Source organism: Rhodoferax fermentans, from assembly GCF_002017865.1.
Taxonomy (GTDB): domain Bacteria; phylum Pseudomonadota; class Gammaproteobacteria; order Burkholderiales; family Burkholderiaceae_C; genus Rhodoferax; species Rhodoferax fermentans.
The window spans coordinates 1,956,536-1,980,381 of sequence record NZ_MTJN01000002.1; the positions used below are offsets into that span (position 1 = coordinate 1,956,536).

Consider the following 23,846-nt stretch of genomic DNA (forward strand, 5'->3'; position numbering starts at 1 on the left):
CACGCAAAACCGCCCTGGCGTCGTTGCGCCGCCTTGTCGTACAAACGCGTACTGCCTGCGGCGGCGCGCCTAGCCAGGACGGCTTTGCGAGCGTCCGCTACTACTTGAAATGTTGTCTATGAAACTGTCTTTAGGTCCCCTGCTTTATTACTGGCCACGCGCACAGGTGCTGGCGTTTTACGAATCGGTTGCCACCAGCCCAGTGGACATTGTTTACCTGGGCGAAGCCGTGTGTTCGCGCCGCCATGAGTTGCGTTTGGCGGACTGGCTCGATATCGCCAAAAAACTGCGTGATGCAGGCAAAGAAGTGGTGTTGTCGACCCAGGTGCTGATCGAATCGGGCGCAGATGTCACCGTGTTGCACAAGATTGCCGACAACGGTGAGTTCATGGTCGAAGCCAACGACATGGGCGCCGTGCATTGTGTGGAAGGCAAGCTGCCATTTGTGGGGGGCCCCCACCTCAACATCTACAACCTGCCCACCCTGGAGTGGATGACACCCCTGGGCATGAAGCGCTGGGTACCGCCGCTGGAGATGGGGCGTGATGACTTGGCACTGATCCAGCAAGGCCGCCCGGCGGGTTTACAAACCGAGGTGTTTGCCTATGGCCGTATGCCGCTGGCCTTCTCGGCGCGTTGTTTCACCGCGCGCCACGCCAACCTGCCCAAGGACGACTGCCAGTTCAAATGTATGGAGCACCCCGACGGCCTGCTGATGCGCACCCGCGAGAGTGAAGAATTCCTGGTGCTCAACGGCATCCAGACCCAGTCGGCCCGTGTGTACAACCTGCTGCCTGAAGTGAATGCCCTGCGTGCCATCGGTGTGGATGTGATTCGCATCAGCCCACAAGCGCAACACACGCTGCGTATCATCGAGCTGTTTGCTGCGGTGATGGCTGGCCAGAAAACAGCGCAAGACGCAGACGCCGAACTGCACACCCTGATGCCCGAGAAATCCTGCAACGGCTACTGGTACGGCAAGCCCGGGCTGGAACAGGTGACGCCTGCGCTGGTTAGCGCCTGACCCCTTTTTTGACACTTCCAAGGACTCACCATGCAAACATCGCCTTTTGTGTTGCCCAAACCGGTCGGCCAAGCCTTGGGACGCCTGCCCGCCTTGCCGGGTTCGATGTTGTTTGTCACCGGCCTGAATCTGGCATTGGCCAAACAATTGGCTCCCGATGTGACCGAGATGCTGGTTGGCAAAAAGTTGCGCCTGTGTGTCACCGACGCGCAGTGGGCGTTTGACTTTGTCTGGAAGAACGGTCGTTTTGCCGCCACCAAAAACACCGGCCCGGCCGACCTGACCATCAGCGCCAGCGCCTATGACTTTGTGCTGCTGGCCCGCCGCCAGGAAGACCCCGACACCCTGTTTTTCAGCCGCCGACTGGCGATGGAGGGTGACACCGAGTTGGGCCTGCTGGTCAAGAACACCATCGACGCGATTGAGTTGCCGGTGTTCAACGCAGCCAAACTCCACCCGCGCCATGTGATGGCGCAAGCGCGTGAACACTTGATGGCCCGTCTGGCGGCACTGCGGCCGCGTTGAGCCGATGACCGAAGCCGTGAGCCCGGCGCCCAAGCGCATTGTGGTGGCCATTTCCGGCGCCAGCGGTGCCGTCTATGGTGTGCGCCTGCTGCAGCTGCTGCGCGAGCTGGGTGGTGTAAAAACCCATCTGGTGGTGTCCGACGCAGGCTGGCTCAATCTGCAGCAAGAGCTGGACTTGCCCCGCGAGCAGGTGGAAGCCTTGGCCGATGTGGTTTACCCGGTGCGCAATATCGGTGCGGCATTGGCCAGCGGCTCGTTCCAGTGTGAGGGTATGGTCATCGCGCCGTGTTCGATGCGCACCTTGGCGGCGGTGGCGCATGGCCTGTCCGACAACCTGATCACCCGCGCCGCCGATGTGATGCTCAAGGAGCGCCGCCGCCTGGTCCTGATGGTGCGCGAGACCCCCTTGAATCTGGCCCACTTGCGCAACATGACCAGTGTGACCGAGATGGGTGGCATCGTCTTTCCGCCGGTACCGGCCTTCTACAACAAGCCCCAGAGCATCGCCGAGCTGGTGGACCACACAGTCAGCCGGGTGATTGATCTGCTGGGCCTGCCGCAACCCAATAGCCCACGCTGGAGCGGGCTGTAAACCCCGGGCAGCATCTGTCTGCCCTCTGACGTTTTTAACCTTCCCAGACACCATGGCTTACCACGACCTCCGAGACTTCATCACCCAGCTCGAACAGATGGGCGAGCTCAAACGTGTGGCGGTGCCCGTGTCTCCCCACCTGGAAATGACGGCAGTGTGTGACCGTACCCTGCAGGCTGGGGGGCCAGCCTTGTTGTTCGAGAACCCCACCGGCCACACCATCCCGGTGCTGGGCAACCTGTTTGGCACCACGCGCCGCGTCGCTTTAGGCATGGGCGTCAAAGACATGGCTGAACTGCGCCAGTTTGGCCATGTGCTGGCCACCCTCAAGGAACCCGAAGCACCCAAAGGCTTCAAGGAGCTGATGGGCATGGGCAACCTGGTCAAGACCCTGTGGAGCATGGCGCCCAAGGAGCAACGCAGCGCACCGTGTCAGGACGTGGTGTGGGAAGGTAAAGATGTGGACCTGGCCAAGCTGCCAGTGCAGCACTGCTGGCCCGGTGACGTCGCCCCCCTGATCACCTGGGGCCTGGTCATCACCCGTGGCCCGCACAAAACCCGGCAAAACCTGGGTGTCTACCGCCAGCAGGTGATTGCCCCCAACAAAGTCATCATGCGCTGGCTGGCCCATCGCGGTGGCGCGCTCGATTTTCGTGACCACGCCCAACAAAACCCGGGGCAGCCTTACCCGGTGTGTGTGGCGCTGGGCACCGACCCGGCCACCATCCTCGGCGCGGTCACACCGGTGCCAGATTCCTTGAGTGAATACCAGTTTGCCGGGCTGTTACGCGGCAGCCGCACCGAACTGGTCAAGGCGCTGGGTAGCGACCTGCGCGTGCCAGCCTCGGCCGAGATCGTGTTGGAGGGCCACATCTACCCCGACGCCAGCCACAAAAGTGGTTTCGAGCACGCGCTGGAAGGCCCGTTTGGTGACCACACCGGGTATTACAACGAGCAGGACTACTTTCCGGTGTTCACCATTGACCGCATCACCCTGCGCCGCGACCCGATCTACCACTCCACCTACACCGGCAAACCACCGGACGAGCCCGCCATGCTGGCGCTGGCCTTGAACGAGGTGTTTGTGCCACTGCTGCAGCGCCAGTACCCCGAGATCACCGACTTCTACCTGCCACCCGAAGGCTGCAGCTACCGCATGGCGGTGGTGCAGATCAAGAAGGCTTACCCTGGTCACGCGCGCCGGGTGATGTTTGGCATCTGGAGCTTTTTGCGCCAGTTCATGTACACCAAGTTCATCGTGGTGGTGGACGAAGACGTGAACCCGCGCGCCTGGACCGACGTGATCTGGGCCATCACCACCCGCGTCGACCCCACCCGCGACACCATGCTGGTGGACAACACACCCATCGACTACCTGGACTTTGCCTCACCCGTGAGCGGCCTGGGCAGCAAGATGGGCATCGACGCCACCAACAAATGGCCCGGCGAAACCCAGCGCGAATGGGGCCAGCCCCTGACCATGAGCCCGGAGGTCACAGCCAAGGTCGACCAGATCTGGCAGACGCTGGGGTTGTGAGTCAAATCGGTCTTTAACCCTTTCAAATAAAGGAAAGAACGCTACTGATTCAGGATTAAATAGTCTACCCATTGGCAAGACCGCAGAGGTGCATATCCTGATGAAACCCGGTCTTGCCATTTGCCAATGCACAGTTAAATGGCAGAGGGGAAGTTCAGCCAACAGTTACCATCACGACCCAATTCAAACTGAAAAGAGCAGAGCGATACATGAACGAATGGGGTTTCACCGGTGAAGTCAAGAGCTGGATCGATCAGATCGCCAAGCTCAACTCCAATCTTCCGTTTGCTGGTGCAAGGGTCGAAGATGTCGGCAAAGGCTCAAAAAAACGTCGAGACCTGACCCTGATTGACCGTGATGGTGAAGCCATCATGACCGGAGAGGTCAAGCTTCCCGACGCCCCCGACGGTGGCAGTCCTTACCGGGCTGAAGTGGTCAAAGACGCACAACAAAAAGCGCTTCGCGCGGGCGTCAAGTTCTTTTTTACTTGGAACGTCAATGAATGCGTTCTCTGGGAAACAGCAACCGCTGGTGCCGGACTGAAAGATCGCGCGTACGAACGCTGGTCCGTCATTGCACTGACCAACCGCGCGCAGCTCGAAGCCACCCCCAACCAGGCAAAGATTTATGAATGGTTGGTCACATTCCTCCATGAAGCTGCGCGCATACTGAAGTCAGGAAAGGTCGGCGGCGGACGAACGCCCGACGTCAAGTTCGTTGAGGCACTGGAAGCCGCGCTCACCGTTCCCATTCGACACACCCACGATGCCTTGGCCAAGCGCTACGTCAGCAACCACAGCTTCAAACGCGACCTGGATCAGTGGATGGTGTCGCTCGGCTGGACGGTGGTAAGTGACACGGAGGGTCTGCATGACTTGCTGGAGCGCGCCGCCAAGTTTGGCTGTTACCTCTTCGTCAACAAGCTGGTTTTCCATGAAGCGTTGCTGAAGAAATACGGCAAAACCATGGCGCCGCTGAACGCGCCGCCTGAAATCACCACAGGTGACGACCTGCAAATGCGTTTGCAGTACTTCTTTGCCGAAGCCAAAGAAGTCACCGGTGACTATGAAACCATCTTTGGTGATGACCCCAAGGACATGGGACGCCGTATCCCGTTTTACGCTGATGCCGCTGTGCAAGGCTGGCGCGGCCTAATCGACCAGATTCACGAATTCGATTTTTCCAAGCTCGATTACGAAGTTGTTGGCAGCATCTTTGAACGCCTGATCGGTCCTGAAGAACGTCACAAGTACGGGCAGTTCTACACCCGAGTCGAGGTAGTAGACCTGATCAACAGCTTCTGTATCCGCACTGGCGACGCCAAAGTGCTTGATCCAGCCTGCGGTGGCGGTACTTTTCTGGTGCGGGCCTATGCCCGCAAGAAGGTGTTGGCGGAGAACCGCAATCACCGGGATTTACTGACCGACGTCTACGGCACGGACATCTCCCAGTTCGCCGCGCACTTGACGACCATGAATCTGGCTACCCGCGACTTGGTGGAGGACGAAAACTACCCGCGTGTGGGTCGCTCAGACTTCTTCAACGTGCTGCCAGACTCACCCTTCGTCAAGCTACCGCAAAAGCTCAAGTCTGAAGGACTGGGTACCAAATATCAGAACATCTCAATCCCGCCTCTGGATGCCGTGATTGCCAACCCGCCCTATGTGCGGCAAGAAGATATTCCACGGGCAAAAATCAAACCAAAAGATGGTGGCCCTGAGGCTGGCACCAAAGAGTTCTACAGTCGACGCGTTGTGCAAATGGCCAATGCCAAGTTCTCGGGCCGCTCAGACCTGCATTGCTACTTCTGGCCGCACGCAACCACCTTTCTGAAACCAGACGGCATGCTCGGGTTCATCACATCCAGCCAATGGCTGGATGTGGAGTATGGCTTTCATCTGCAACGCTGGTTGTTGCAAAATTTTGAAGTTCTGGCGGTTCTGGAAAGCCCGGTGGAACCTTGGTTTGTGGGCGCCAGGGTTGGTACAGCAGTGACAATTGCTAGGCGCTGTGAAGACACAGCACGACGCGCAGCCAACACCGTGCGATTCGTGCAACTGAGAAAACCCCTCAATGAGCTGATCCAGAACGACGGGACCACGCTAGGCGCTGTGCTGGCTGCCGACGGATTGCGGGACGAGATCATGCACATCGCCGAGGACGTAAGCCACGCCCGCTACCGCGCCAGACTTGTGAACCAAGCAGACCTTTGGCGCGAAGGTGTAGAACTGGGTCGCATCATGCGGGGCGAAGACGCTGAAGATGCTGAAGGCACCAATCAGGAAGGTTCAGAGATCACTGACGAAAATCGGTCTAAGGACGACTACTTTGGCGGCAAATGGGGCATCTATTTGCGTGCGCCCGATCTGTGGTTTGAGCTGCAATCAAAATTCGGAGACAAGTTTGTTCCTTTAGGTCAGTTGGCACATATTCGGCGAGGAGTCACAAGTGGAAAAGACGGATACTTTTTCCCTATCGATGTCACGGCCAAATGCTTGAGCGAACTCACCAACCCAGAGACGTTTGAGCATGAGTTCGGCGTTCCACGCAAACCGGTGGAAACCGGTGAGATTAGGCTGGTCATGGCCGGTGAAAAGCGCGGTCAGTTGCACGCCATCGAAAGTGAATATCTAGAGCCCGAAGTTCACAGTTTGATGGACGTGGACTCATTTGTGGTCGATTCCTCGCAGTGTTCAAAGTTGATCTTCCTTGCACCATCAGCCGCTCCACTCAAACCGTACGCGAAAGCCTATGTCAAGTGGGGGGAGACGATGAAATATCACAACAACCCTACTTGTGAATCACGAGAAACCAGCGACTCCCATTGGTACGACCTCAGCCGCCTGCCTCGCCCGAACGTGATCCTGCCAAAAATCCAACAGTACCGGCTCATCGCATTCCTCAACCCAGAGAACTTGTACCAAAACTCATCCCTGCTAGGGCTTTATGGCTTATCAAGTGACGAAGCAGACTACTTTGCTGGGCTGTTAAACAGCACTTTTGGCGTACTACCTCGCTTGCTGTACTCACGTAGTTTAGGCAATGAGGGTAACTCCCAACTTGATGTGTACAGCGCGAAGATGCTGCCGGTTGTGGCATCGCAATCGACGCAAGGAAAGAAAAGGGTCGGTGTCGCTTTCAAAGCTATGGCGGCGCGTAAAGCAATGTCGTTCGTCCCCGAACGCCGTATGCGGCAGGCTGCATTTGAACGACAGGGTAAACATGCTGAACTCGAGTATCTGAGTGGTCTTTGCGAACTTGACATGCCAGATCGGCGCGCACTTGACCACGCTGTTCTTGAGTTGCTCGGCGTCAAAGCCAAGAAGGAACGGGAGGAGTGGATCAACCGTCTGTATGACGACTTGCGCCAGCATTTTGAGAAGGCCCGCTCCAAGGAAGAACAGGCCATCGTCAACAAAAACGCAACCAAGCGCAAAGGTGCCGTTAGTCCACAAGATTTGGCAACACAGTTGGCCGCTGAACTAAATACCCAAGAGCCCGGTCTGTTCCGCACGTACAAAGATTTCTTCAACGAGTCCAGTGTCGGTGACAGCTGGATCGCACGAGAAATTCCCGCAGATGGCACACCTGAAATGCACTCCGACCTGCATGACGTGGGTGTGCGCTTCATGCGTGGCAAAAAGCAGATCGAATTTGTCGGCTTGCCATCTGAGGCCCATGCAGCTCTGGCTGTGGTGGCAATTCAGGAGATGCGCCGGGAGACTGTTCGGCTGCCTCGTGCTGAAATGCCCTGCGCCACTTTGCTCCGTGACTACCAGGCCTTCTTGAACAAACGAAACCAGCGCTTGCGTGACACCATTGCCGAGCGGGTCGCAGACGAGGATGTCCAAGCCGTCGTTTTCGGTTTGCTCGTCGATCAGGTACGACGAGGTGCGAAAGCACCAACGGTTAGATGATATTGCTGACCATGAGCCCGGAGGTCACGGCCAAGGTGGATCAGATCTGGCAGACGCTGGGCTTATAAGGAAAATTGACCTCCAGCCCTTTTGAAATAAGGGCCGATAGATATTATTTTTATAGTTCTTTAGGCTCTCGACGGTCATCAGGCAAGCCACCACGAAGAGGGGGCAAGCGCTTCACAGCAGCCAGAGTCACGCGTGGACTCTGGTGTACTGACCCCCATGGGGGTCCCCATATAGGACACCCCGGCCTGCACCACGGTGACAGATCAGTTGACAGCAGCGCGCGCCGCCTCAGCGCGGTGCTTGGCTGCGTCGGCCTGGCGTTGCAATTCATGGGCCTCTTTTTCTGCGGCCAGTGCCTGAGCTTCTTTGGCTTGGCGGACTTCATCGGACGACTTGCCACCCGCCAAGGCAGTGCCAGCCATGGTGCCTGCGGCGGCGCCCACCGCCACAGCCCCCACCGTGCCCAGTACGCCAGGGCTGCGTTTGGCTGGTGCCACGGTCGTTGTCGGAGCCTGGGTCGCAGCCGGTGCCACAGGTGCGGCTGGTGGCGTCGGGGCTTTGGTGACGCTGTTGCGCGGCACGGGTTTCACACCGCCGAACAGACGTTTGGCCTGCGCCACCGAGGGCATGGCCAACGAAGCGATGGTCAACACCAGCATGGCGGTCGCTGGGCGCCAAGACATGTCAAAAGCAGTGGGCATGGCAACTCCTGGTTTGAAAAAAGAAACATTTGGACGCAGCGCCAAGGCCGATTCCACAATGGCCAGACCATGTTAGCGACCGAAGAAAAGACGCAATGAATCTAGGAATTGGGCGGCGCCCGGGTGTGTCGCACCGCACCGACAGCCACTGCGCTGCCGCGTATCGTCAGTCCGATTCATCCACTGAACGAAAGCCTGACCATGACCTTCACGTTTGTTTCCTGGCGTCGCCATGCCTTCGCCGTATTCACAACGCTGGCCTGCACCTCTGCAGCGCTGGCGGCCCAGCCCAATGCTTTGGCACAGGCGCAAGAGCGTTACCAGCAGGACATGGCCGCGTGCGCCAGTGGCCAGTCCTACCAGGACCCGGCCACCTGCCGCCGCGAAGCAGGTGCCGCCCTGGCACAAGCCAGGCGCGGGGACCTGGGCAACAACCCTGGGGCTTACGCCAAAAACGCGCTGCAACGCTGTGCGGCCCACAAAAACAGTGATGACCGCGTGGCCTGCGAGGCACGTATCCAAGGCCAGGGTGACATCAGCAAAGAATCCCAGGCTGGCGGCCTGCTGCGCCAGAGCACCACGGTGAGCCCGACACCCTAAACGCTAGGTCCCGCTGACCAGCGGCGCAGCCAGCTCGCGCAAGCAGGCCTGACGCGCCGACACGACCGACAGCTGTTTGCACCGCCAGAGCGCCTGGGCCTGTGCGGAGCGTGCCTTTTGCTGCAGCACACTCTGGTTCACCGCCTGGGTGACCACCGTGTGGTACACCAGCAGCAGACCAGCCGCCACCAGCACCGCCACACCTGGCAGCACCGCCGGGTGGCGAATCAGCGACCTCAGAGTTCGCCCGCCCGGACCGGGCACCGCAGGCAGTCGGCCCGGATGGCTGGACAGCGGGTTCAAAAATGTAAGTTGGTGTGGCTGATGTTTCATGGTTTTGATCGGGTGGCTGCCAACAAGCAGGCTGACAGATGCCAGCTGACTCTAGGGCCAGCCCAACTGGCTGGCTGTGCGTTGCCCCACACAGCCAGGGATATGTTTGAGCCATACCCACACGCTGATATTTGCGCGCATCAAAGTCGGGCAAAAGGACGCGTTTGGCAGCGCGGCTTGCTCGCCCATCCTGTTACAACACTTGCAAAACGGGTGGCGACTTCTGTGGCAGGCGGCTTTAAGCTGGGGTTTTCAAGGAGCTCTTATGGCCATAACACCCCACTTTTTCAACAAACGCGAGTCCGAAGCCACTACCGACCGGCATGTGGTGCCGCTGCCACAGGTGGCCAGCAAAAGCCCCACGGCCAGCACACAGGTCAGCCCGGACGCTGGCCGCAGCAACAGCAGCAACAGCAGCCACATCAGCCAGCGCGGCGCCGTCACCCCACCTGCGGGCGACACCGGTGCCGCCCCAGGCAGCATCGGCAGCAAACTCACGGTGGGGCCCAACATCAAGCTCAAAGGCGTGGAGATCACCGACTGCGACACCTTGTTTGTCGAGGGCCTGGTCGAGGCCACGATGGACTCGCGGCTGATGGAGATTGCCGAGCAGGGTGCGTTCAAGGGCTCAGCCGAGATCGACCTGGCCGAGATCCATGGCCAGTTTGATGGCGACTTGACGGTGCGGCAAAAGCTGGTGATCTACGCCACCGGTCGTGTCACCGGCAAGATCCGCTACGGCATGCTGGTGGTGGAAGAAGGCGGCCAACTCTCAGGGGACATCCAGTTTGGCACCGCCTCTGCGGCCAAACACAGCAGCGCAGACAAACCCCTGCTGGCGGTGGCCAACAAAGGGTCAAATATGCCTCTAGCCCAATAAATACAAGGGCCAATAGCTATATAAATAGGATCATCAAGCGGCGCTGGTGGACAGGTACTTTTCCATCAGCGCACGCACGTTCACACGCGCCTTGAGACGGCTGGCCAGCATGTAGACACCGCCAAACTTGCGCTGCAAAAACAGCGTGTCCATCGGCGGGATGTGCCAGAAATCGCGCTGCTCACCAATCGCCATGCCGGCATCGCGCAGGCGCAGCGCCACGTCGGTGTTGCCAAAGTCGTAGTCGCCGGTTTGGAGCAGCGGCTCCAGCGACAGCTCGAAGATGTTGATCACCGCGTCCTGATGGCGCTGCAACGCGTGCTCGTCAAAAAAGCCGATGTTGATCATGGCCTGGCGCGCGCCAGCGCGGTCACCGGCCAGGCCAGCTTGCATCAGTTGGCGGTAGGCCGGCGCCATCTCTGGCGGAAAGACGCGGGTGGCGCCAAAGTCGAGCAGGATCAGTTGCCGGGTAGAGGTGTTGTAGCGGTAGTTGGCAAAGTTGGGGTCGGTCTGCATCAGCGCAAACTCGAACAACTCGCGAAACAGCAGGCCAATCAGCAGCGTCATGAGGCGGTCACGCTCTTCCTGCGGCGCGTCCACCAGCGACTCGATGGGCACACCGTCCACAAAGTCCATCGCCAGCACACTCTGGGTGGTGAAGTCGGCGTGTAACTTGGGCACCAGGAACTCGGGCGAGTCGGCCAGCAGCTCGGCAAAACGCTGCAGGTACTGGCCTTCGCGTTGGTAATCGGCCTCCTGATGCAGCTGGCGCTTGGCCTCCGCCAACATCGGCGCGATGTTGAGCGTCTTGGGCAACACACCTGAGAGGCGCATCAGCGAGGCCACGTTGTCCACGTCGCTGTCGATGCTGCGGCGCACGCCGGGGTACTGGATCTTGATCGCCAGCTCGCGCCCGTCTTTGGTGGTGGCACGGTGCACCTGGCCGATGGACGCAGCAGCGATGGGTTGGAATAAAAAAGTTTCAAAACGTTGTTGCCAGCCGCTGCCCCAGTGGGCGTTGAGTGCGGCGTTGAGCTGGCTTTGTGGCATGTGGTGCCCCTCGGAGCGCAGGCGCCCCAGAATCTCGGCCAGCTCAGGCGGCAGCATGTCACCTGCGTCCATCGACAGCAGTTGCCCGACCTTCATCGCCGCACCACGCAACTGGGCCAGCTGGTGGGTGACCTTGATCGCGTTGGCCGGGGTCAGCAGCAGATCACTCACCGAGGGGCGTTTGCCCTGGGCCAGCTGGCGGGCGCCGTCGAGCAACATGCCCCCGGCAATGTTGGACGCCATGCCGCCAAAACGGGCCAGGCGTGACAGGCGGCCGCTGGGAACGGCCAGCGCTTTCGATTCAAACTTGCTGTGTGGCATCAACGGTCAACCTTCTGGGTGCGCGGGGGCGTTTCCTGATCTCTGTCGGAGCGACTTTGGGCAATTTGGTTCGACTGACTTGGCCTTTTTTGCGAGCCGCCAGCGCCAGCTTGCGCACCTGGGCAATGTCTTCGTCGCTGAACGGCCCGTTGACACCGCTGATGGCGGCCAACTTCATGCCGTGTTTGAGGCCGAGCTTGTAGATCTCACGCACCTTCTCCCACTCGATGGCGCGACCGACGGTGAAGTTCTCAAAGCGGCCCTCCAACGCCAGCACAATCGTCTCGGCCAGGCACGCGTAGGCCACACCTTTGGGCAGGCCGATGTTTTTCATGCGGATGTGCTCACCGGGCAGCTGGATCTCACCGGATTCGATCACCAGCACATCGGGGCGTTTGGCCACCTCGCTGGCGGGCAGGTCCAGCGGGCGCGCCACGTCGGTGATGACGCAGCCCGGTTTCACCTGCATGATGTCGAGCACCTTTTTGCCAGCCCCCGAGGTGGCGGTGACGATCATGTCCATCTCGGCGATGTCCTTGTCGGCCTTGGCGGACAGAAACAGCTGCGCGTCAGGCGTTTCACGCAGGATGGATTCTTTCAGCGCCAGCAGCTTGGCGGTCTCGGGGGACACCAGATACACCTCTTGCGCCACCTTGGCGATCAGGCGTGCGCACACCGAGCCAATGGCGCCGGTGGCACCGACCACCATGGCCTTGAATGGGATACGTTCTTTGCCACGCGGCTTGGGCAAGAGGTTCAGGCGCATCAGTGCGTCATGCGCGGCCCACAAGGCGCCGGAAGCGCTGTAGCTGTTGCCGGTGGTGATGGGCAGTGGCGAGCGTTTGGCCACCGTCACCCCGGCATCCCCCACCACCTTGGTGAAGGCACCCAGCCCCATGATCTGCGCACCCAGCCGCTGCGCGGTGGCGGCGGCATCGAGCAGCCGGCGGTAGGTGAACTCCGGGCTGTGGCGCATGATTTCCCTGGGCGTGCCGCCCACCGAGATCAGCCAGCCCTCGGCCTCGACCCCGGTGGGTGACTGGATGCCGCTCACATGGGAATAGACAAACGGCGGCGCATAGGCCATGATTCTTTCCAGCGAGTTCATCATCACCGGTGGCGAAACCTGCGACAGCAGGTCAATTGGCTTGACCTTCTTGAAATACTCTTGAGAGAGCGGGTGGATCACAAAGGCAAAACGGTTCACCCGCTTGAAGCCATTGGGGTAGAGGATGCGTGGCTCCAGCTGCAGGCCGGTGATGATCTCCAGGTAATCGTCTTCCAGAATGTCTTCGGGCGCCTTGCCGCTGGCGGCACAGATCATGGCGTCGAGCAGGTCCGGCCCCAGGCTGTGGCCGTGCAACACCGGTGCACCGTCGATCACCAGGTGCACGCCCTTGGCGGCAAAACTTGCCAGGCGCTCGTCGCTCACGGTGGAGGTAATGATGGTTTTGCCCGCCAGCTCTTCCAGACCAAATTCGTCGAGTTCATGAACCGGCGCGACGATGACACTGGCCTTTTGCATGGCCTTGCGCAGCAAAAAGCGCGTCCACTCTTTGACGGGTCCACTGTTCAAAGCCGATGGCAGCGACCAGTCCTTGACGTAATGCGCACCACTGGCATACAGCTGTAACGCCTGCAAGCTGGTCAACAACTTGGGCACCGCCAGCTGGGTCAGCGGGTCGGCAAACTGCAGGTTGCTGGTGTACTCGGCCATCGACATCGCGAGTTTGTAGTTTTTTAAACCCGAGAAAAACAGCACCCGCGCGTTGTTGAAATAGTGGCCCAGCGCCACCTGGGTGTGGCGCAATGCCCACTCCTGCAGGATGTCACCCAGCGGTCCGCCCATGGTGACTGGCGCTTTGTGCGCCACCGATTTGAGTTTGGCGCTGTCTTTGTCAACAAAGCGGTGGCTGCCCGCTTTGTAGCTGTCCTTGAGCACCCCCAGGCCAATGGCATCGGCACGTTTGTCCCAGGTTTTCACCAGCTTGCTGGCCTTGGCCAGGCTGCCGTCGGTGCCCAGGCGCTGGACATGCAAGGACTCACCCAGAAAACGGGTGTTGAACTCGAAGTTTCGGGCGCTGGACCCAAGGCTGATACCAATCACTGTTTTCATAGAAGAACATCACTCAATGCTGGTTTGGAGAGCCACAACTACACGGACGATGGCACGCAGTGCATCATGCCGCCTGTGATGGCGCGGGTGGGTGTTTCATTCTATGAAGAAGGGTAAGCGCAATGTTGGCGAATTTACTGACAAGTGGACTGCGTTCTGCGGGCTTATCGACGCTGATGCGCGCAGTTGGCGTGGCCACACGCTTGCTGCCGATTCCCCAGCCGACATTATTGGTCGGCCCGGGGGCCAGCGCACGCCTGGGGCAGGCCATCTGTGACTTTGATCACCAACGGATATTGATCGTGACCGACCCGGTGATCGCCAAACTGGGCCTGATGTTGCCGATGCTGCAAGCGCTCAAAGCCGGTGGTTTGGCCTATGTGGTGTTCGACAAGATGTTGCCCGACGCACCCGTGGCGCTGATTGAACAAGGGGTGGCGCTGTTCAAAAGCCAGGGCTGTGACGCGGTTCTGGCCTTTGGCGGCGGCTCAGCCATAGACGCGGGCAAAGCCATTGCGCTGGCGGCAGCCAACAACAAACACCCGGTGCAACTGGCGGGCTACTTCAAGGGGCTGCGCGCACCAGCGCCCATTTACGCAGTGCCCACCACCGCAGGCACCGGCTCCGAAGTCACGGTGGCAGCCGTCATTTCGGACCCCGACACCCACAGCAAACTGGTGATTGCCGACACCCGCATCGTGCCGCGCATGGCCGCGCTGGACCCGAGCCTGATGCTGGGCCTGCCACCCGACATTACCGCTGCCACCGGCATGGACGCGCTGACCCATGCCATCGAAGCCTACATTGGCCACTGGGGCACACGCTTCACAAACCAGATGGCGCTGTCCGCCGTCAGCAAAATTTTTGAGGCCCTGCCGGTCGCCTTCGCCAACGGCCAGGACCTGGCCGCCCGCGAAAAAATGGCGCTCGCCGCCAACGATGCCGGTCAGGCCTTCACCCGGGCCAATGTGGGTTATGTGCACGCCATCGCCCACCAGCTGGGTGGCCTCTACCACACCCCCCACGGCCTGGCCAATGCCATTGTGCTGCCGCATGTGCTGCGCTTTTTGAGCCCGGCGATCCAGCCACAGCTGGCCACTTTGGCACTGCGGGCCAAGCTGGGCGCCGCAGGCGAGAGTGAAGCCGCCTTGGCCCAGAAGTTTCTGGATGCCATCGATGCCTTGAACACCCAATTGGGCATTCCGCCCACACTGGCGGCGCTGCGCAAGAAAGACATCCCTGCGCTGGCCAGCGCCGCCTGCCACGAAGCCGAAACCAACTACCCGGTGCCGCGCTACCTGACCCAGGCCGAGTGTGAAAACGTGATCCGCCAGATCTTGCCGGACCCGGCCGTCACCCCAGCCGTGCTGCGGCGACGTGCCACCACCCGCAAAAAAGCCTGACCCAGACTGCCCGACAACCCAGCCCCCTGCGGGACGGGCCTCAGGCAACGGCAGCTGGGGCAGCGTTGAATTGCTGCAGGATGTGTGCACTCATGCCGCGTGCCAGCTCCTGCTCACCCAGAAACACCGTGCCCAGGCTGTCCTGGCGCAGCAGGCTGGCCTCTTCCTCGTTGTGGCTGCGCAGCACCACTGCGATGCCGGGGTTGAGGGTGGTAGCGATCTCGACCATCTTGCGCGCCTGCACCGAGTCCGGGATGGCGATGACCAGCATCGCGGCCTCGGCCACATGGGCCTGGATCAGCACATCAGGTGCCAAGGCATCACCGCTGACGGCATGAACCCCGTCAGCGCGCAAGCTGTCCACCAGGTCTCGGTTTTGCTCGGCCACCACAAACGGCACCTGGTGCGCCCGCAGGTCCTCCGCAATGCGCCGACCGACACGGCCATAACCCACCAGTACCACTTGCCCGGTCAACACCGCTCTGGGGGTGGCCACGGGCAGCTCGGCCAACGGATCTTCGCGCTGCTCCATGCGACGGGCCAACTCTGAGCGCTGCAGAATCCAGGCGCGCACGGGTTCGATGACCGCAAACACCGCCGAGTTGGCGGCAATCGAGATCAGTGCACCCGCCAGCACCAGGCTTTGGCCCTCCGTGGGCAACAGGCCCAGCGTCACGCCGAGCCCGGCCAGGATGAACGAGAACTCACCAATCTGCGCCAGGCTGGCGCCCACCGTCAAGGCGGTATTGAGTGGGTATCGGAACAGCAACGCCAGGCCGACGGCGGCCACGGTTTTCCCGACCATGATGATGGCCACCACCACCAGCAGTTTGAACGGTTGGCCCAGGATCACACTCGGGTCAAACAACATGCCGACCGAGACAAAAAACAGCACCGCAAACGCGTCGCGCAGCGGCAACGATTCTTGTGCCGCGCGGTGGCTGAACTCCGACTCGCGCATCATCATGCCGGCAAAAAACGCCCCCAAGGCAAACGACACATCAAACAGCTTGGCCGCACCAAAAGCCACACCCACGGCGATGGCCACCACACACAAGGTGAACAATTCCTGGGATCCGGTCTTGGCCACGGCCCACAACAGCTTGGGCAACACGCGACGCCCGACCACCAGCATCAACACCACAAAGCTGCTGACCTTGGCCAGGGTGATGCCCACGGTGGTCCAGATGGCCCCCGAGGAAGTCCCAACGGCTGCGGCATCGCCCGGTTCGGCCAACAGACCAGCCAGTGCGGGCAGCAGCACCAGGACCAGCACCATCACCAGGTCTTCCACCACCAGCCAGCCCACGGCAATCTGCCCGTTGATCGATTTCAGGATGCCCCGGGCCTCCAGTGCACGCAGCAGCACCACCGTGCTGGCCACCGACAGGCACAGGCCAAACACCACCGAGGCACCCAGGCCCCAGCCCCACAGGGACGCGGTGGCCATGCCCAGCAGGGTGGCCACGGCAATCTGAACGATGGCACCGGGCACCGCGATGCGTTTCACCGCCATCAGATCATCCAGCGAAAAGTGCAGGCCGACCCCAAACATCAGCAGCATGACGCCGATTTCGGCCAGCTGCCCGGCCAGGCCCACATCGGCCACAAAACCCGGTGTGGCCGGCCCGACCATGATGCCCGCCAGCAGGTAACCCACCAGCGGTGGCATTTTTAAACGCGCCGCGACCAGACCAAATAACAGCGCCAGCCCAAAAGCGGCGGCAATGGTGGCGATCAGGCTGACGTCATGTGGCATGGGTACAAAATTCCTCGTGATGGGTGGCAAAGGGTGGTGCGGCAGAGCCGCTGTTGCAACTTACCACACTCTTTTCCCGGCGTCGCCGGATTGGGCGGACTTTTGCAGCGCCACTCAAAGGTTTTTCACCAGCACAGCTGCTGCTGAAAACACAGGCCTTGGCGCACCACCGCCAAAACACCGTCTACACCAGCAAGGCGCTCAATGCGGCCAGTGCGGCGGTTTCGGCGCGTAACACCCGCGGACCCAGGGTCACCGGGTTCAGACCTGCCTGCAAAGCGGCGGCCTCTTCGGCCGGGCTCAAGCCACCCTCGGGGCCAGACAGAAAGTGGATGTCGGGTGAGTTGGCGCTCTGGGTCAGGCGTGGGACCACGGCCTCACGCACCGCCCGCGCACCCGCAGCCAAGGACAACAACAGCCCAAGCGGCTGGCCAGCAGCGGGGGCGGCGGCAACACGCTCGGTATGGCTTGGGAGCCACTGCGCCAGCGTTGCCACCGGGTGGATCACCGGCACCCGGTTGCCACCACATTGCTCACAGGCGGCCACCGCCACGCTGTGCCAGTGCGCCACCTTTTTGTCGGCACGCTCACCACTCAGGCGCAGCACGCTGCGTTCGGTCATCAGCGGCTGGATGCTGGCCACACCGAGTTCGGTGGCTTTTTCCACGAGCCAGTCCATGCGTTCGTTGGCGGGCATGCCCACCACCAGATGCACCCGCAGGGCGGGCTCGCGTTGGGTGGCCAGATAGTCGCCCACCTGCACCTGCACATGGCTGCGGCCCATCTGGGTCACGCTGGCGCTGTATTCACCCGAGCTGTCACCGGTGAATAGCGTGATGCCGTCCCCCGGCTGCAGCCGCAACACCTGCACATGGCGCGCCGCGCCCGCAGGCAGCTCCAACAAAGCGCCAGGGTGGAGGGGAGTCGGGCAGTAAAAACGCGGCATGGATGACTTTAATAACTATCAATTAAATAGCTGTTAGCCCTTTTTATAAAAGGGCCAGAGCCTGATTTTATGCTTGACGCCCAAAACCAAAAACATCAGGCTCCACAAAACCTTCGACTTTGTCGATCAGCCGAAGCAGCGGTTTGAGTTCACGGTAACGGGCGCAGGTGCTGCGGATGTAATGGATAAAACGCGGTGTGTCGGCCAGGTACTGCGGCTTGCCGTCGCGCAGCGTGAGGCGGGCAAAGATGCCGGCCACTTTGAGGTGGCGCTGCAGGCCCATCCACTCCACACCGCGGTAAAACTCACCAAAGTCGTCGCCCACCGGCAAGCCCGCCTTGCGTGCTTTTTCCCAATAACGCACCGTCACGTCCAGACAAAAGTCCTCTTCCCAGCTCAGGAAGGCATCCCGCATCAGACTGGCAATGTCGTAAGTGATTGGGCCGTAGACCGCGTCCTGGAAGTCCAGCACACCTAACTGAGCGCCAGGGCTGGCAGGGGCCATCAGAGGTTTCGCCGCCGGGCCGCCCCAAGGCGAAACGGCCCCCTCGGGGGGCAGCGCAGTACGCGCAGCGACAAGCGTGGGGGCCATCAGATTTCTGGGCATGAAATCCCGGTGCACAAACACACTGGGCTGTGCCAGATTGGTGGCAATGATCTGTTTGAACGTGTTGTCCAGCGTGAAACGCATGCCCTGGTCGATGGCCACACCCTTGTGCTGCACCAGGTACCAGTCTGGGAACAGTTCCAGCTCGCGGCGCAGCAGCGCTTCGTCGTAGGGTGGTAGCACGCCGGGTTTGGAAGCCAGCTGCCAGGTGATCAACGCGTCCACCGCCTGCAGGTACAGCGGCAAATTGGCCTGTGGTTGGGTTTGATCAATGACCTGCATCATGGTCTGGCCACCCAGATCACTCAGCAACATGAAGCCCAGAGACTCGTCCCAGGCCAGCACTTCGGGCGCGTGTAGTCCCGCGTCGTGCATGAGCTGCGCCACTTTGACAAAGGGCTGACAGTTTTCGCGCTCGGGCGGGGCATCCATGATGATGCGGCTGCCAGAGGGGCTGTTGATGCGGAAATAACGCCTGAAGCTGGCATCAGCGCTGGCCAGACGCAAGCTGTCCGGTTGCAGACCGTGTTCTGCGGCGGTTGTACTCAACCATCGCTCAAACTGCGTGGCGCGCTGCGCGTCGGTCCAAACGATGGGGCTAGGAATCAGTGGGGTGGGGTTGGCTTGGCTCATGGATAATCCATTCTACTGACCGCCTTTTTGTCCCTCTTTAATCCAACATGGCCTCTGATGCCTCGCCCGATGTTCTTTCTGATGCTTGACCCCTTCTTTCGGGCAGATGGTGGCCGTTGGCGCGAGCTGGGCCTGTGTGTGGTCGGTGGCCTGCTGGCACCGACGCTGGTGCTGGCGCAGGAGCAGGAGGGGGTCCCCATCGAACTGCTGCAACTCAGGAACAGTGCCAAGCTGGAGGAATCGATCAGCCCACTCACGCGCAGCCTGTTGCCCAGTTTTGTCTCTGGCGACACCATCTCCGGTCGCACCGATCTGGAAACCGTGGTGGAGGGCCATGCCATGTTTCGCAAGGCCGACATGGTGATCAAGGCCGACAGGCTGGAATACAACCAGCCCACCGATCTGGCGCGTGCGATCGGTCATGTGCGCATCAACCGCGCAGGCAATATTTTCGAGGGGCCGCTACTGGAGTTGCGGGTGGATGCGTTTGAAGGCTTTTTCAACACCCCCAATTACCATTTCCTCAAGAATGACGGCCACGGCCAGGCTGACCGGGTGAACTTTCTCGATGACCAGCGGGCCGTCATCCACAACGCCACCTTCACGACCTGCAAACGTGACGGTGGCCCGGACTGGTTGCCCGCCTGGATCCTGAAGGCCAGCCGGATCGGCATCGACAACGCCGAAGACGTCGGCACCGCCGAGGGGGCGGTACTGAGCTTCAAAGGCTTGCCCGTGCTGCCGATCCCGTACGTCACCTTTCCGCTGAGTGACCAGCGCAAGTCGGGCTTGTTGCCACCCACCATCGGCCTGGGCAACGTCAACGGTTTTGAGTTGGCACAACCCTATTACTGGAACATCGCGCCGAACCGGGATGCCACCATCACCCCCACACTGATGACCAAGCGCGGGCTCAACCTCGGCACCGAATTCCGCTACCTGGAGCCGGATTACACAGGCACGGCCAAAATGGACTGGATGGGCAGCGACGATTTGCGCGATCGCAGCCGCTGGAGTTTGAATGCCAACCACCAAGCCAAGATCAACAGCGACTGGGCCGACAACGGCTTCAACCTGAACCTGAACCTGAACCGCGTCAGTGACGACAACTACTGGAAAGACTTCTCCCGCGCCACGGTGACCACCGGCCAGCTGTCGGTCAACGACGCGGCGCTGGTGGCCGCCAACACCCAGCGTTTGCTGGCCAACGATGCCCAGTTGTCCTGGGCCAACGGCCCGTTCACCAGCATGGTGCGGGTGCTCAAGTGGCAAACCCTGCAAGATCTGGAAAACAGCGCAGCCAATATCGTGCCACCGTACAACCGGATGCCGCAGCTCACCACGCATTACGCGAGCGAGACCGAATCGGGCCTGAACCTGGCGCTGGATATGGACTACACACGCTTCGAATCCGATAACAAAGTATCCAACCAAAACAACGGACAGCGCCTGTTTTCTTTGATGCAGGTCAGCCGCTCCTGGCGCGCCCCGGAGGGGTTCATCACCCCCAAGCTTCAATTTCATGCCACGCAATACGAATTTGACGCTCCCTTGAGCACGGGTCAGAAGCAGGCCAGCCGGGTGTTGCCCACCTTCAGCCTGGACAGTGGCCTGGTGTTTGAACGCGACACCGAATTCTTCGGCCGCAAACTGAACCAGACACTAGAGCCGCGGGCTTTTTATGTCCACACCCCTTACCGTGACCAGAGTTTTCTGCCCAATTACGACTCGGGCGCCAACGACTTCAATTTGTCGACCATCTACACGGAAAATGCGTTTGTTGGCAATGACCGCATTTCTGACAGCCATCAGATGACCCTGGGTGTCACCAGCCGCCTGCTCGACCCTGATACCGGTGCCGAGGCAGCCCGTTTTGGTGTGGCACAGCGGATTTTGTTTGATGATCAAAAAGTGACCTTGCCAGGTGGCACTGCGCTGACCGACCGCGTCAGTGATTTGCTGCTCAGCGGCTCGGTCAACTGGGACCCACGCTGGAACTTTGGCGGCACCGTGCAATACAACCCGGACATCGAACGCACCTCGCGCTCCACCTTGAACGCCACTTACCGTCCCGGCAGTTACCGCATCTTGAACGCCGCCTACCGCTTTCAGCGTGCCAGCAGTGAACAGATCGACCTGAGCTGGCAGTGGCCACTGGCCGACCTGTGGGGCAGCAGCAAGCAGGCCATGACCATGGGTGACAGTGCAGGCCGCTGGTACAGCGTCGGGCGCCTGAACTACGGCGTCAACGAAGGCCAGATGGTCAATGCGGTGCTGGGTTTTGAGTACGATGCGAGTTGTTGGCTGGGGCGTGTGGTGTTTGAGCGGCTGCAGACCGGTACCAGCCGTGCAAGCCAGAGCATCATGTTCCAGTTGGTGTTTGTCGGGTTCACCGGTTTGGGTGTCAACCCGCTGCAGGCCCTCAAAAACAATATCCCCGGTTATCAGAGCCTGAGCCAACCGGCGGGCTCACCCAGCCGTTTCAGCAATTACGATTGAACCAACCACCATGACCCACCGTCTCAAGACCCTTTCCATGGCCATGCTGGCACTTGGTGTGCTAAGCCAGGCACAAGCCCAAGGCCTGCGCGTGCCGGATGCCACACCTGCGCCATCGCCGGTAGTTGGCAAGTCGGCCTTGGCCCAAGCGGACTTCATCGTCGCGGTGGTGAACTCGGAGCCCATCACCAACACCGAGGTCATGCGCGAGGCACAACGTGAGTACCAGCAACTGGAGCAACAGCGGCGTGCACCGCCCGATATCGGGCTGCTCTTGCCAGAGGTCCTGGAGGCACTGATCAACCGCAAGGCGCAGTTACAAACTGCGCGTGACACCGGGCTGCGCGTGGAAGAGTCGGCCATCGACCAAGCCGAACAGGCGATTGCGGCGCAAAATCAGCTGGATGTGGCCGAACTGCGCCGCCGTGTGGTGCGCGAGGGCCAGTCGGTGAGCCAGTTTCGCAGCCAGCTGTCGGATCAGATCCTGTTGCAGCGCCTGCGCGAACGCGATGTGGAGTCACGCATTCGCGTGAGTGAGCAAGACATCGACCAGTTCCTGCGTGACCAGACCAGTGCCGCCCCCACCGGCGACACCCAAATCAATATCGCGCAGATTCTGGTGGCCGTGCCTGAATCCGCCACCCCCCAGCAAGTGGATGCCTTGAAACTGCGGGCGCAACGTGCCCAAGAGCGTGCCCGCAAGGGTGACGACTTTGCTGCCCTGGTGCGGGAGTTCTCAGACGCGGTCGACCAGGCCAACGGTGGCCAACTGGGTCTGCGCAGCACCAACCGCTACCCGGACTTGTTCGTTCAAGCCACAGCGGCTTTGTCGGTGGGTGACGTGGCGGACCTGGTGCGCTCGCCCGCCGGTTTTCATATTCTCAAAGTGGTGGAAAAAGTCCGCCCCGGCGCGCCCACCATGGCAGTCACACAAAGCCATGCACGCCACATCTTGCTGATACCCAGCGCCCGCCTGAGTGAGGCCGATGCGCGCCGCAAACTCAGCGATTTCAAAAAGCTGGTGGTGACCCAGCAGGCGGATTTTGCGACCCTGGCGCGTGACAACTCACAGGATGGCAGTGCCGCACAAGGAGGTGACCTAGGTTGGGCCAGCCCGGGCATGTTTGTGCCGGAGTTTGAAGCAGCCATGAACCGCTTGGCTCCTGGTGAGGTCAGCGACCCGCTGCTGTCGCGTTTTGGTCTGCACCTGATCCAGTTGCTGGAACGCCGCAAAGTCAGCCTGACGGCAGAGCAGCAGCGCGAGGCCACCCGCGCCATGCTGCGCGAGAAGAAGCTCGACGAAACCTATCTGAGCTGGGCCCAAGAAGTGCGCGCCCGGGCCTATGTGGAAATGCGCGAGCAGCCGCAATAAAACGCCCGACCTGCACGCCCCTTTCTCCACCCCTCCCACATGAAACACATCGCGCGCAAGCGTTTCGGACAGCACTTTTTGACCGACGGCGGCATCATCGATGCCATCGTCGACGCCATTGATCCCAAGCCCGGCCAGGCCATGGTCGAGATTGGGCCGGGTCTGGCTGCGCTGACGCAACCTCTGGTGGAGCGTCTCGGTATCCTCACTGTGATTGAGCTGGACCGCGATCTGGCGCTGCGCCTGCGCGCTCACGGGCAGCTGCGGGTGATTGAATCTGATGTATTAAAAGTCGACTTTACCCTTATAAATAAAGAGCCAGATGCTCTTAAATTAAGAGTGGTCGGCAACCTGCCTTACAACATCTCGACACCGATCCTGTTCCATCTGCTGCAGTATGTGGACCTGATTGAAGACCAGCATTTCATGCTGCAAAAGGAAGTGATCGACCGCATGGTGGCGCGCCCTGCCACGGCCGCGTACGGGCGCCTGAGTGTCATGCTGCAGTGGCGTTACGCCATGGACAACGTGCTGCTGGTGCCGCCAGAGAGCTTCGAACCGCCACCCCGTGTCGACAGTGCCGTGGTGCGCATGGTGCCGCGTGACAATCCGGCCGCCGTGGACGTGGCCTTGCTCAGCGAGCTGGTACAGGTGGCCTTCAGCCAGCGCCGCAAGCTGCTGCGCCACACCCTGGGTCAGTGGCTGCAGGCCAGGAACTTTGCGGGCGAGTTTGATGTCCAGCGCCGCGCCGAAGAGGTGCCCGTGGACGATTACATCGCGCTGGCGCTGGCCGTGGCCCGAGCATAAAAAAAGCCTGACAAGTCAGGCTTTTTGAAGTGCCGGTTACTGCTTAACTGGCTGTCCAGTACCCCGCATTAAAGGGGCTGCTCATGCGCAGTGCTTGGGGCGAAATGTCCAATAACTTGTCGGTTGGCATTTTCTCGCCGTTGTCAGCTAACACTTCGTCCGCTTGGCCACTGTCCGTGGTCACGCCGTTGTTTGCCTCGTTCGCCCGTTCTGCT

General features: G+C 60.6%; 18 protein-coding genes. 11 read left to right on the forward strand and 7 right to left on the reverse strand.

The features are described from left to right. The first annotated feature begins 118 nt into the window (after positions 1-118). From RF819_RS09320 to RF819_RS09340, 5 genes are all read left to right on the forward strand, one after another. On the forward strand, positions 119-1,024 hold the full coding sequence (locus RF819_RS09320; protein WP_078364735.1) for a U32 family peptidase: 906 nt from the start codon (positions 119-121) through the stop codon (positions 1,022-1,024). A 30-nt stretch (positions 1,025-1,054) separates the two neighbouring features. Next, positions 1,055-1,549: a ubiquinone anaerobic biosynthesis accessory factor UbiT gene (gene ubiT / locus RF819_RS09325; RefSeq protein WP_078364736.1), complete on the forward strand. Its 495-nt coding sequence runs from the start codon at positions 1,055-1,057 to the stop codon at positions 1,547-1,549. A 4-nt stretch (positions 1,550-1,553) separates the two neighbouring features. Further along, complete coding sequence (locus RF819_RS09330) at positions 1,554-2,141, forward strand: UbiX family flavin prenyltransferase (RefSeq protein ID WP_078364737.1); 588 nt, start codon at positions 1,554-1,556, stop codon at positions 2,139-2,141. A 52-nt stretch (positions 2,142-2,193) separates the two neighbouring features. Continuing rightward, on the forward strand, positions 2,194-3,678 hold the full coding sequence (ubiD, locus tag RF819_RS09335) for a 4-hydroxy-3-polyprenylbenzoate decarboxylase (RefSeq protein WP_078364738.1): 1,485 nt from the start codon (positions 2,194-2,196) through the stop codon (positions 3,676-3,678). 209 nt (positions 3,679-3,887) lie between these two features. After that, positions 3,888-7,595 carry an HsdM family class I SAM-dependent methyltransferase gene (locus RF819_RS09340; RefSeq protein ID WP_078364739.1) on the forward strand — a complete coding sequence of 1,236 codons (3,708 nt, stop codon included), beginning with the start codon at positions 3,888-3,890 and terminating at the stop codon, positions 7,593-7,595. A 272-nt stretch (positions 7,596-7,867) separates the two neighbouring features. Here the strand turns inward: RF819_RS09340 and RF819_RS09345 are convergent, their stop codons facing one another. Further along, positions 7,868-8,305, reverse strand: coding sequence for a hypothetical protein (locus RF819_RS09345; protein WP_078364740.1), 438 nt, complete (start codon positions 8,303-8,305; stop codon positions 7,868-7,870). Between the two features lie 201 nt (positions 8,306-8,506). On the opposite strand from RF819_RS09345, the gene RF819_RS09350 reads away from it, so the two are divergent. After that, positions 8,507-8,905: a hypothetical protein gene (locus tag RF819_RS09350; RefSeq protein WP_143541659.1), complete on the forward strand. Its 399-nt coding sequence runs from the start codon at positions 8,507-8,509 to the stop codon at positions 8,903-8,905. Between the two features lie 3 nt (positions 8,906-8,908). Here RF819_RS09350 and RF819_RS09355 read toward each other — a convergent pair whose 3' ends face one another. Beyond that, positions 8,909-9,238, reverse strand: coding sequence for a hypothetical protein (locus tag RF819_RS09355; protein ID WP_078364742.1), 330 nt, complete (start codon positions 9,236-9,238; stop codon positions 8,909-8,911). A gap of 265 nt (positions 9,239-9,503) precedes the next feature. Between RF819_RS09355 and RF819_RS09360 the strand changes: the two genes are divergently transcribed. Continuing rightward, positions 9,504-10,118, forward strand: a complete 615-nt coding sequence (locus RF819_RS09360; protein ID WP_078364743.1) for a bactofilin family protein — start codon at positions 9,504-9,506, stop codon at positions 10,116-10,118. Between the two features lie 33 nt (positions 10,119-10,151). Here RF819_RS09360 and RF819_RS09365 read toward each other — a convergent pair whose 3' ends face one another. After that, positions 10,152-11,489 carry an ABC1 kinase family protein gene (locus RF819_RS09365; protein ID WP_078364744.1) on the reverse strand — a complete coding sequence of 446 codons (1,338 nt, stop codon included), beginning with the start codon at positions 11,487-11,489 and terminating at the stop codon, positions 10,152-10,154. After that, positions 11,470-13,605: a dehydrogenase gene (locus RF819_RS09370; RefSeq protein WP_078364745.1), complete on the reverse strand. Its 2,136-nt coding sequence runs from the start codon at positions 13,603-13,605 to the stop codon at positions 11,470-11,472. The genes RF819_RS09365 and RF819_RS09370 overlap by 20 nt, the downstream gene beginning before the upstream one ends. 122 nt (positions 13,606-13,727) lie before the next feature. Here RF819_RS09370 and RF819_RS09375 point away from each other — a divergent pair, with 122 nt between their 5' ends. Then, entirely contained in the window at positions 13,728-15,008 is a 1,281-nt protein-coding gene (locus RF819_RS09375; protein ID WP_078364746.1) for an iron-containing alcohol dehydrogenase, read from the forward strand. Positions 15,009-15,048: 40 nt separating this feature from the next. Here the strand turns inward: RF819_RS09375 and RF819_RS09380 are convergent, their stop codons facing one another. The 3 genes from RF819_RS09380 to RF819_RS09390 all read right to left on the reverse strand — a co-directional run bounded on the left by RF819_RS09380 (position 15,049) and on the right by RF819_RS09390 (position 18,953). Then, the gene (locus RF819_RS09380) at positions 15,049-16,767 is read right to left on the reverse strand and encodes a cation:proton antiporter domain-containing protein (protein ID WP_078364747.1); all 1,719 of its coding nucleotides are present in this window, start codon (positions 16,765-16,767) and stop codon (positions 15,049-15,051) included. A 184-nt stretch (positions 16,768-16,951) separates the two neighbouring features. Next, positions 16,952-17,713, reverse strand: coding sequence for a 16S rRNA (uracil(1498)-N(3))-methyltransferase (locus tag RF819_RS09385; protein WP_078364748.1), 762 nt, complete (start codon positions 17,711-17,713; stop codon positions 16,952-16,954). Between the two features lie 67 nt (positions 17,714-17,780). Then, positions 17,781-18,953 carry an aminoglycoside phosphotransferase family protein gene (locus tag RF819_RS09390; RefSeq protein ID WP_078364749.1) on the reverse strand — a complete coding sequence of 391 codons (1,173 nt, stop codon included), beginning with the start codon at positions 18,951-18,953 and terminating at the stop codon, positions 17,781-17,783. Between the two features lie 69 nt (positions 18,954-19,022). Between RF819_RS09390 and RF819_RS09395 the strand changes: the two genes are divergently transcribed. The 3 genes from RF819_RS09395 to rsmA are packed head-to-tail and all read left to right on the forward strand — an operon-like array spanning position 19,023 to position 23,631. Beyond that, a complete protein-coding gene (locus RF819_RS09395) occupies positions 19,023-21,452 on the forward strand; it encodes an LPS-assembly protein LptD (RefSeq protein WP_244899887.1) in 2,430 nt (809 codons plus the stop codon). Positions 21,453-21,462: 10 nt separating this feature from the next. Continuing rightward, positions 21,463-22,824, forward strand: a complete 1,362-nt coding sequence (locus RF819_RS09400) for a peptidylprolyl isomerase (RefSeq protein WP_078364750.1) — start codon at positions 21,463-21,465, stop codon at positions 22,822-22,824. A gap of 39 nt (positions 22,825-22,863) precedes the next feature. Further along, the gene (rsmA, locus tag RF819_RS09405; RefSeq protein WP_078364751.1) at positions 22,864-23,631 is read left to right on the forward strand and encodes a 16S rRNA (adenine(1518)-N(6)/adenine(1519)-N(6))-dimethyltransferase RsmA; all 768 of its coding nucleotides are present in this window, start codon (positions 22,864-22,866) and stop codon (positions 23,629-23,631) included. Positions 23,632-23,846 lie beyond the last annotated feature (215 nt).

Bases quoted from the DNA above. Each gene is read 5' to 3' on its own strand.
- RF819_RS09380 (WP_078364747.1), bottom strand. From the start codon at position 16,767: ATGCCACATGACGTCAGCCTGATCGCCACCATTGCCGCCGCTTTTGGG.
- RF819_RS09400 (WP_078364750.1), top strand. From the start codon at position 21,463: ATGACCCACCGTCTCAAGACCCTTTCCATGGCCATGCTGGCACTTGGT.
- RF819_RS09355 (WP_078364742.1), bottom strand. From the start codon at position 9,238: ATGAAACATCAGCCACACCAACTTACATTTTTGAACCCGCTGTCCAGC.
- RF819_RS09370 (WP_078364745.1), bottom strand. From the start codon at position 13,605: ATGAAAACAGTGATTGGTATCAGCCTTGGGTCCAGCGCCCGAAACTTC.
- RF819_RS09345 (WP_078364740.1), bottom strand. From the start codon at position 8,305: ATGCCCACTGCTTTTGACATGTCTTGGCGCCCAGCGACCGCCATGCTG.
- RF819_RS09395 (WP_244899887.1), top strand. From the start codon at position 19,023: ATGTTCTTTCTGATGCTTGACCCCTTCTTTCGGGCAGATGGTGGCCGT.
- RF819_RS09360 (WP_078364743.1), top strand. From the start codon at position 9,504: ATGGCCATAACACCCCACTTTTTCAACAAACGCGAGTCCGAAGCCACT.
- ubiD (WP_078364738.1), top strand. From the start codon at position 2,194: ATGGCTTACCACGACCTCCGAGACTTCATCACCCAGCTCGAACAGATG.
- ubiT (WP_078364736.1), top strand. From the start codon at position 1,055: ATGCAAACATCGCCTTTTGTGTTGCCCAAACCGGTCGGCCAAGCCTTG.
- rsmA (WP_078364751.1), top strand. From the start codon at position 22,864: ATGAAACACATCGCGCGCAAGCGTTTCGGACAGCACTTTTTGACCGAC.
- RF819_RS09365 (WP_078364744.1), bottom strand. From the start codon at position 11,489: ATGCCACACAGCAAGTTTGAATCGAAAGCGCTGGCCGTTCCCAGCGGC.
- RF819_RS09385 (WP_078364748.1), bottom strand. From the start codon at position 17,713: ATGCCGCGTTTTTACTGCCCGACTCCCCTCCACCCTGGCGCTTTGTTG.
- RF819_RS09320 (WP_078364735.1), top strand. From the start codon at position 119: ATGAAACTGTCTTTAGGTCCCCTGCTTTATTACTGGCCACGCGCACAG.
- RF819_RS09375 (WP_078364746.1), top strand. From the start codon at position 13,728: ATGTTGGCGAATTTACTGACAAGTGGACTGCGTTCTGCGGGCTTATCG.
- RF819_RS09350 (WP_143541659.1), top strand. From the start codon at position 8,507: ATGACCTTCACGTTTGTTTCCTGGCGTCGCCATGCCTTCGCCGTATTC.
- RF819_RS09340 (WP_078364739.1), top strand. From the start codon at position 3,888: ATGAACGAATGGGGTTTCACCGGTGAAGTCAAGAGCTGGATCGATCAG.
- RF819_RS09390 (WP_078364749.1), bottom strand. From the start codon at position 18,953: ATGAGCCAAGCCAACCCCACCCCACTGATTCCTAGCCCCATCGTTTGG.
- RF819_RS09330 (WP_078364737.1), top strand. From the start codon at position 1,554: ATGACCGAAGCCGTGAGCCCGGCGCCCAAGCGCATTGTGGTGGCCATT.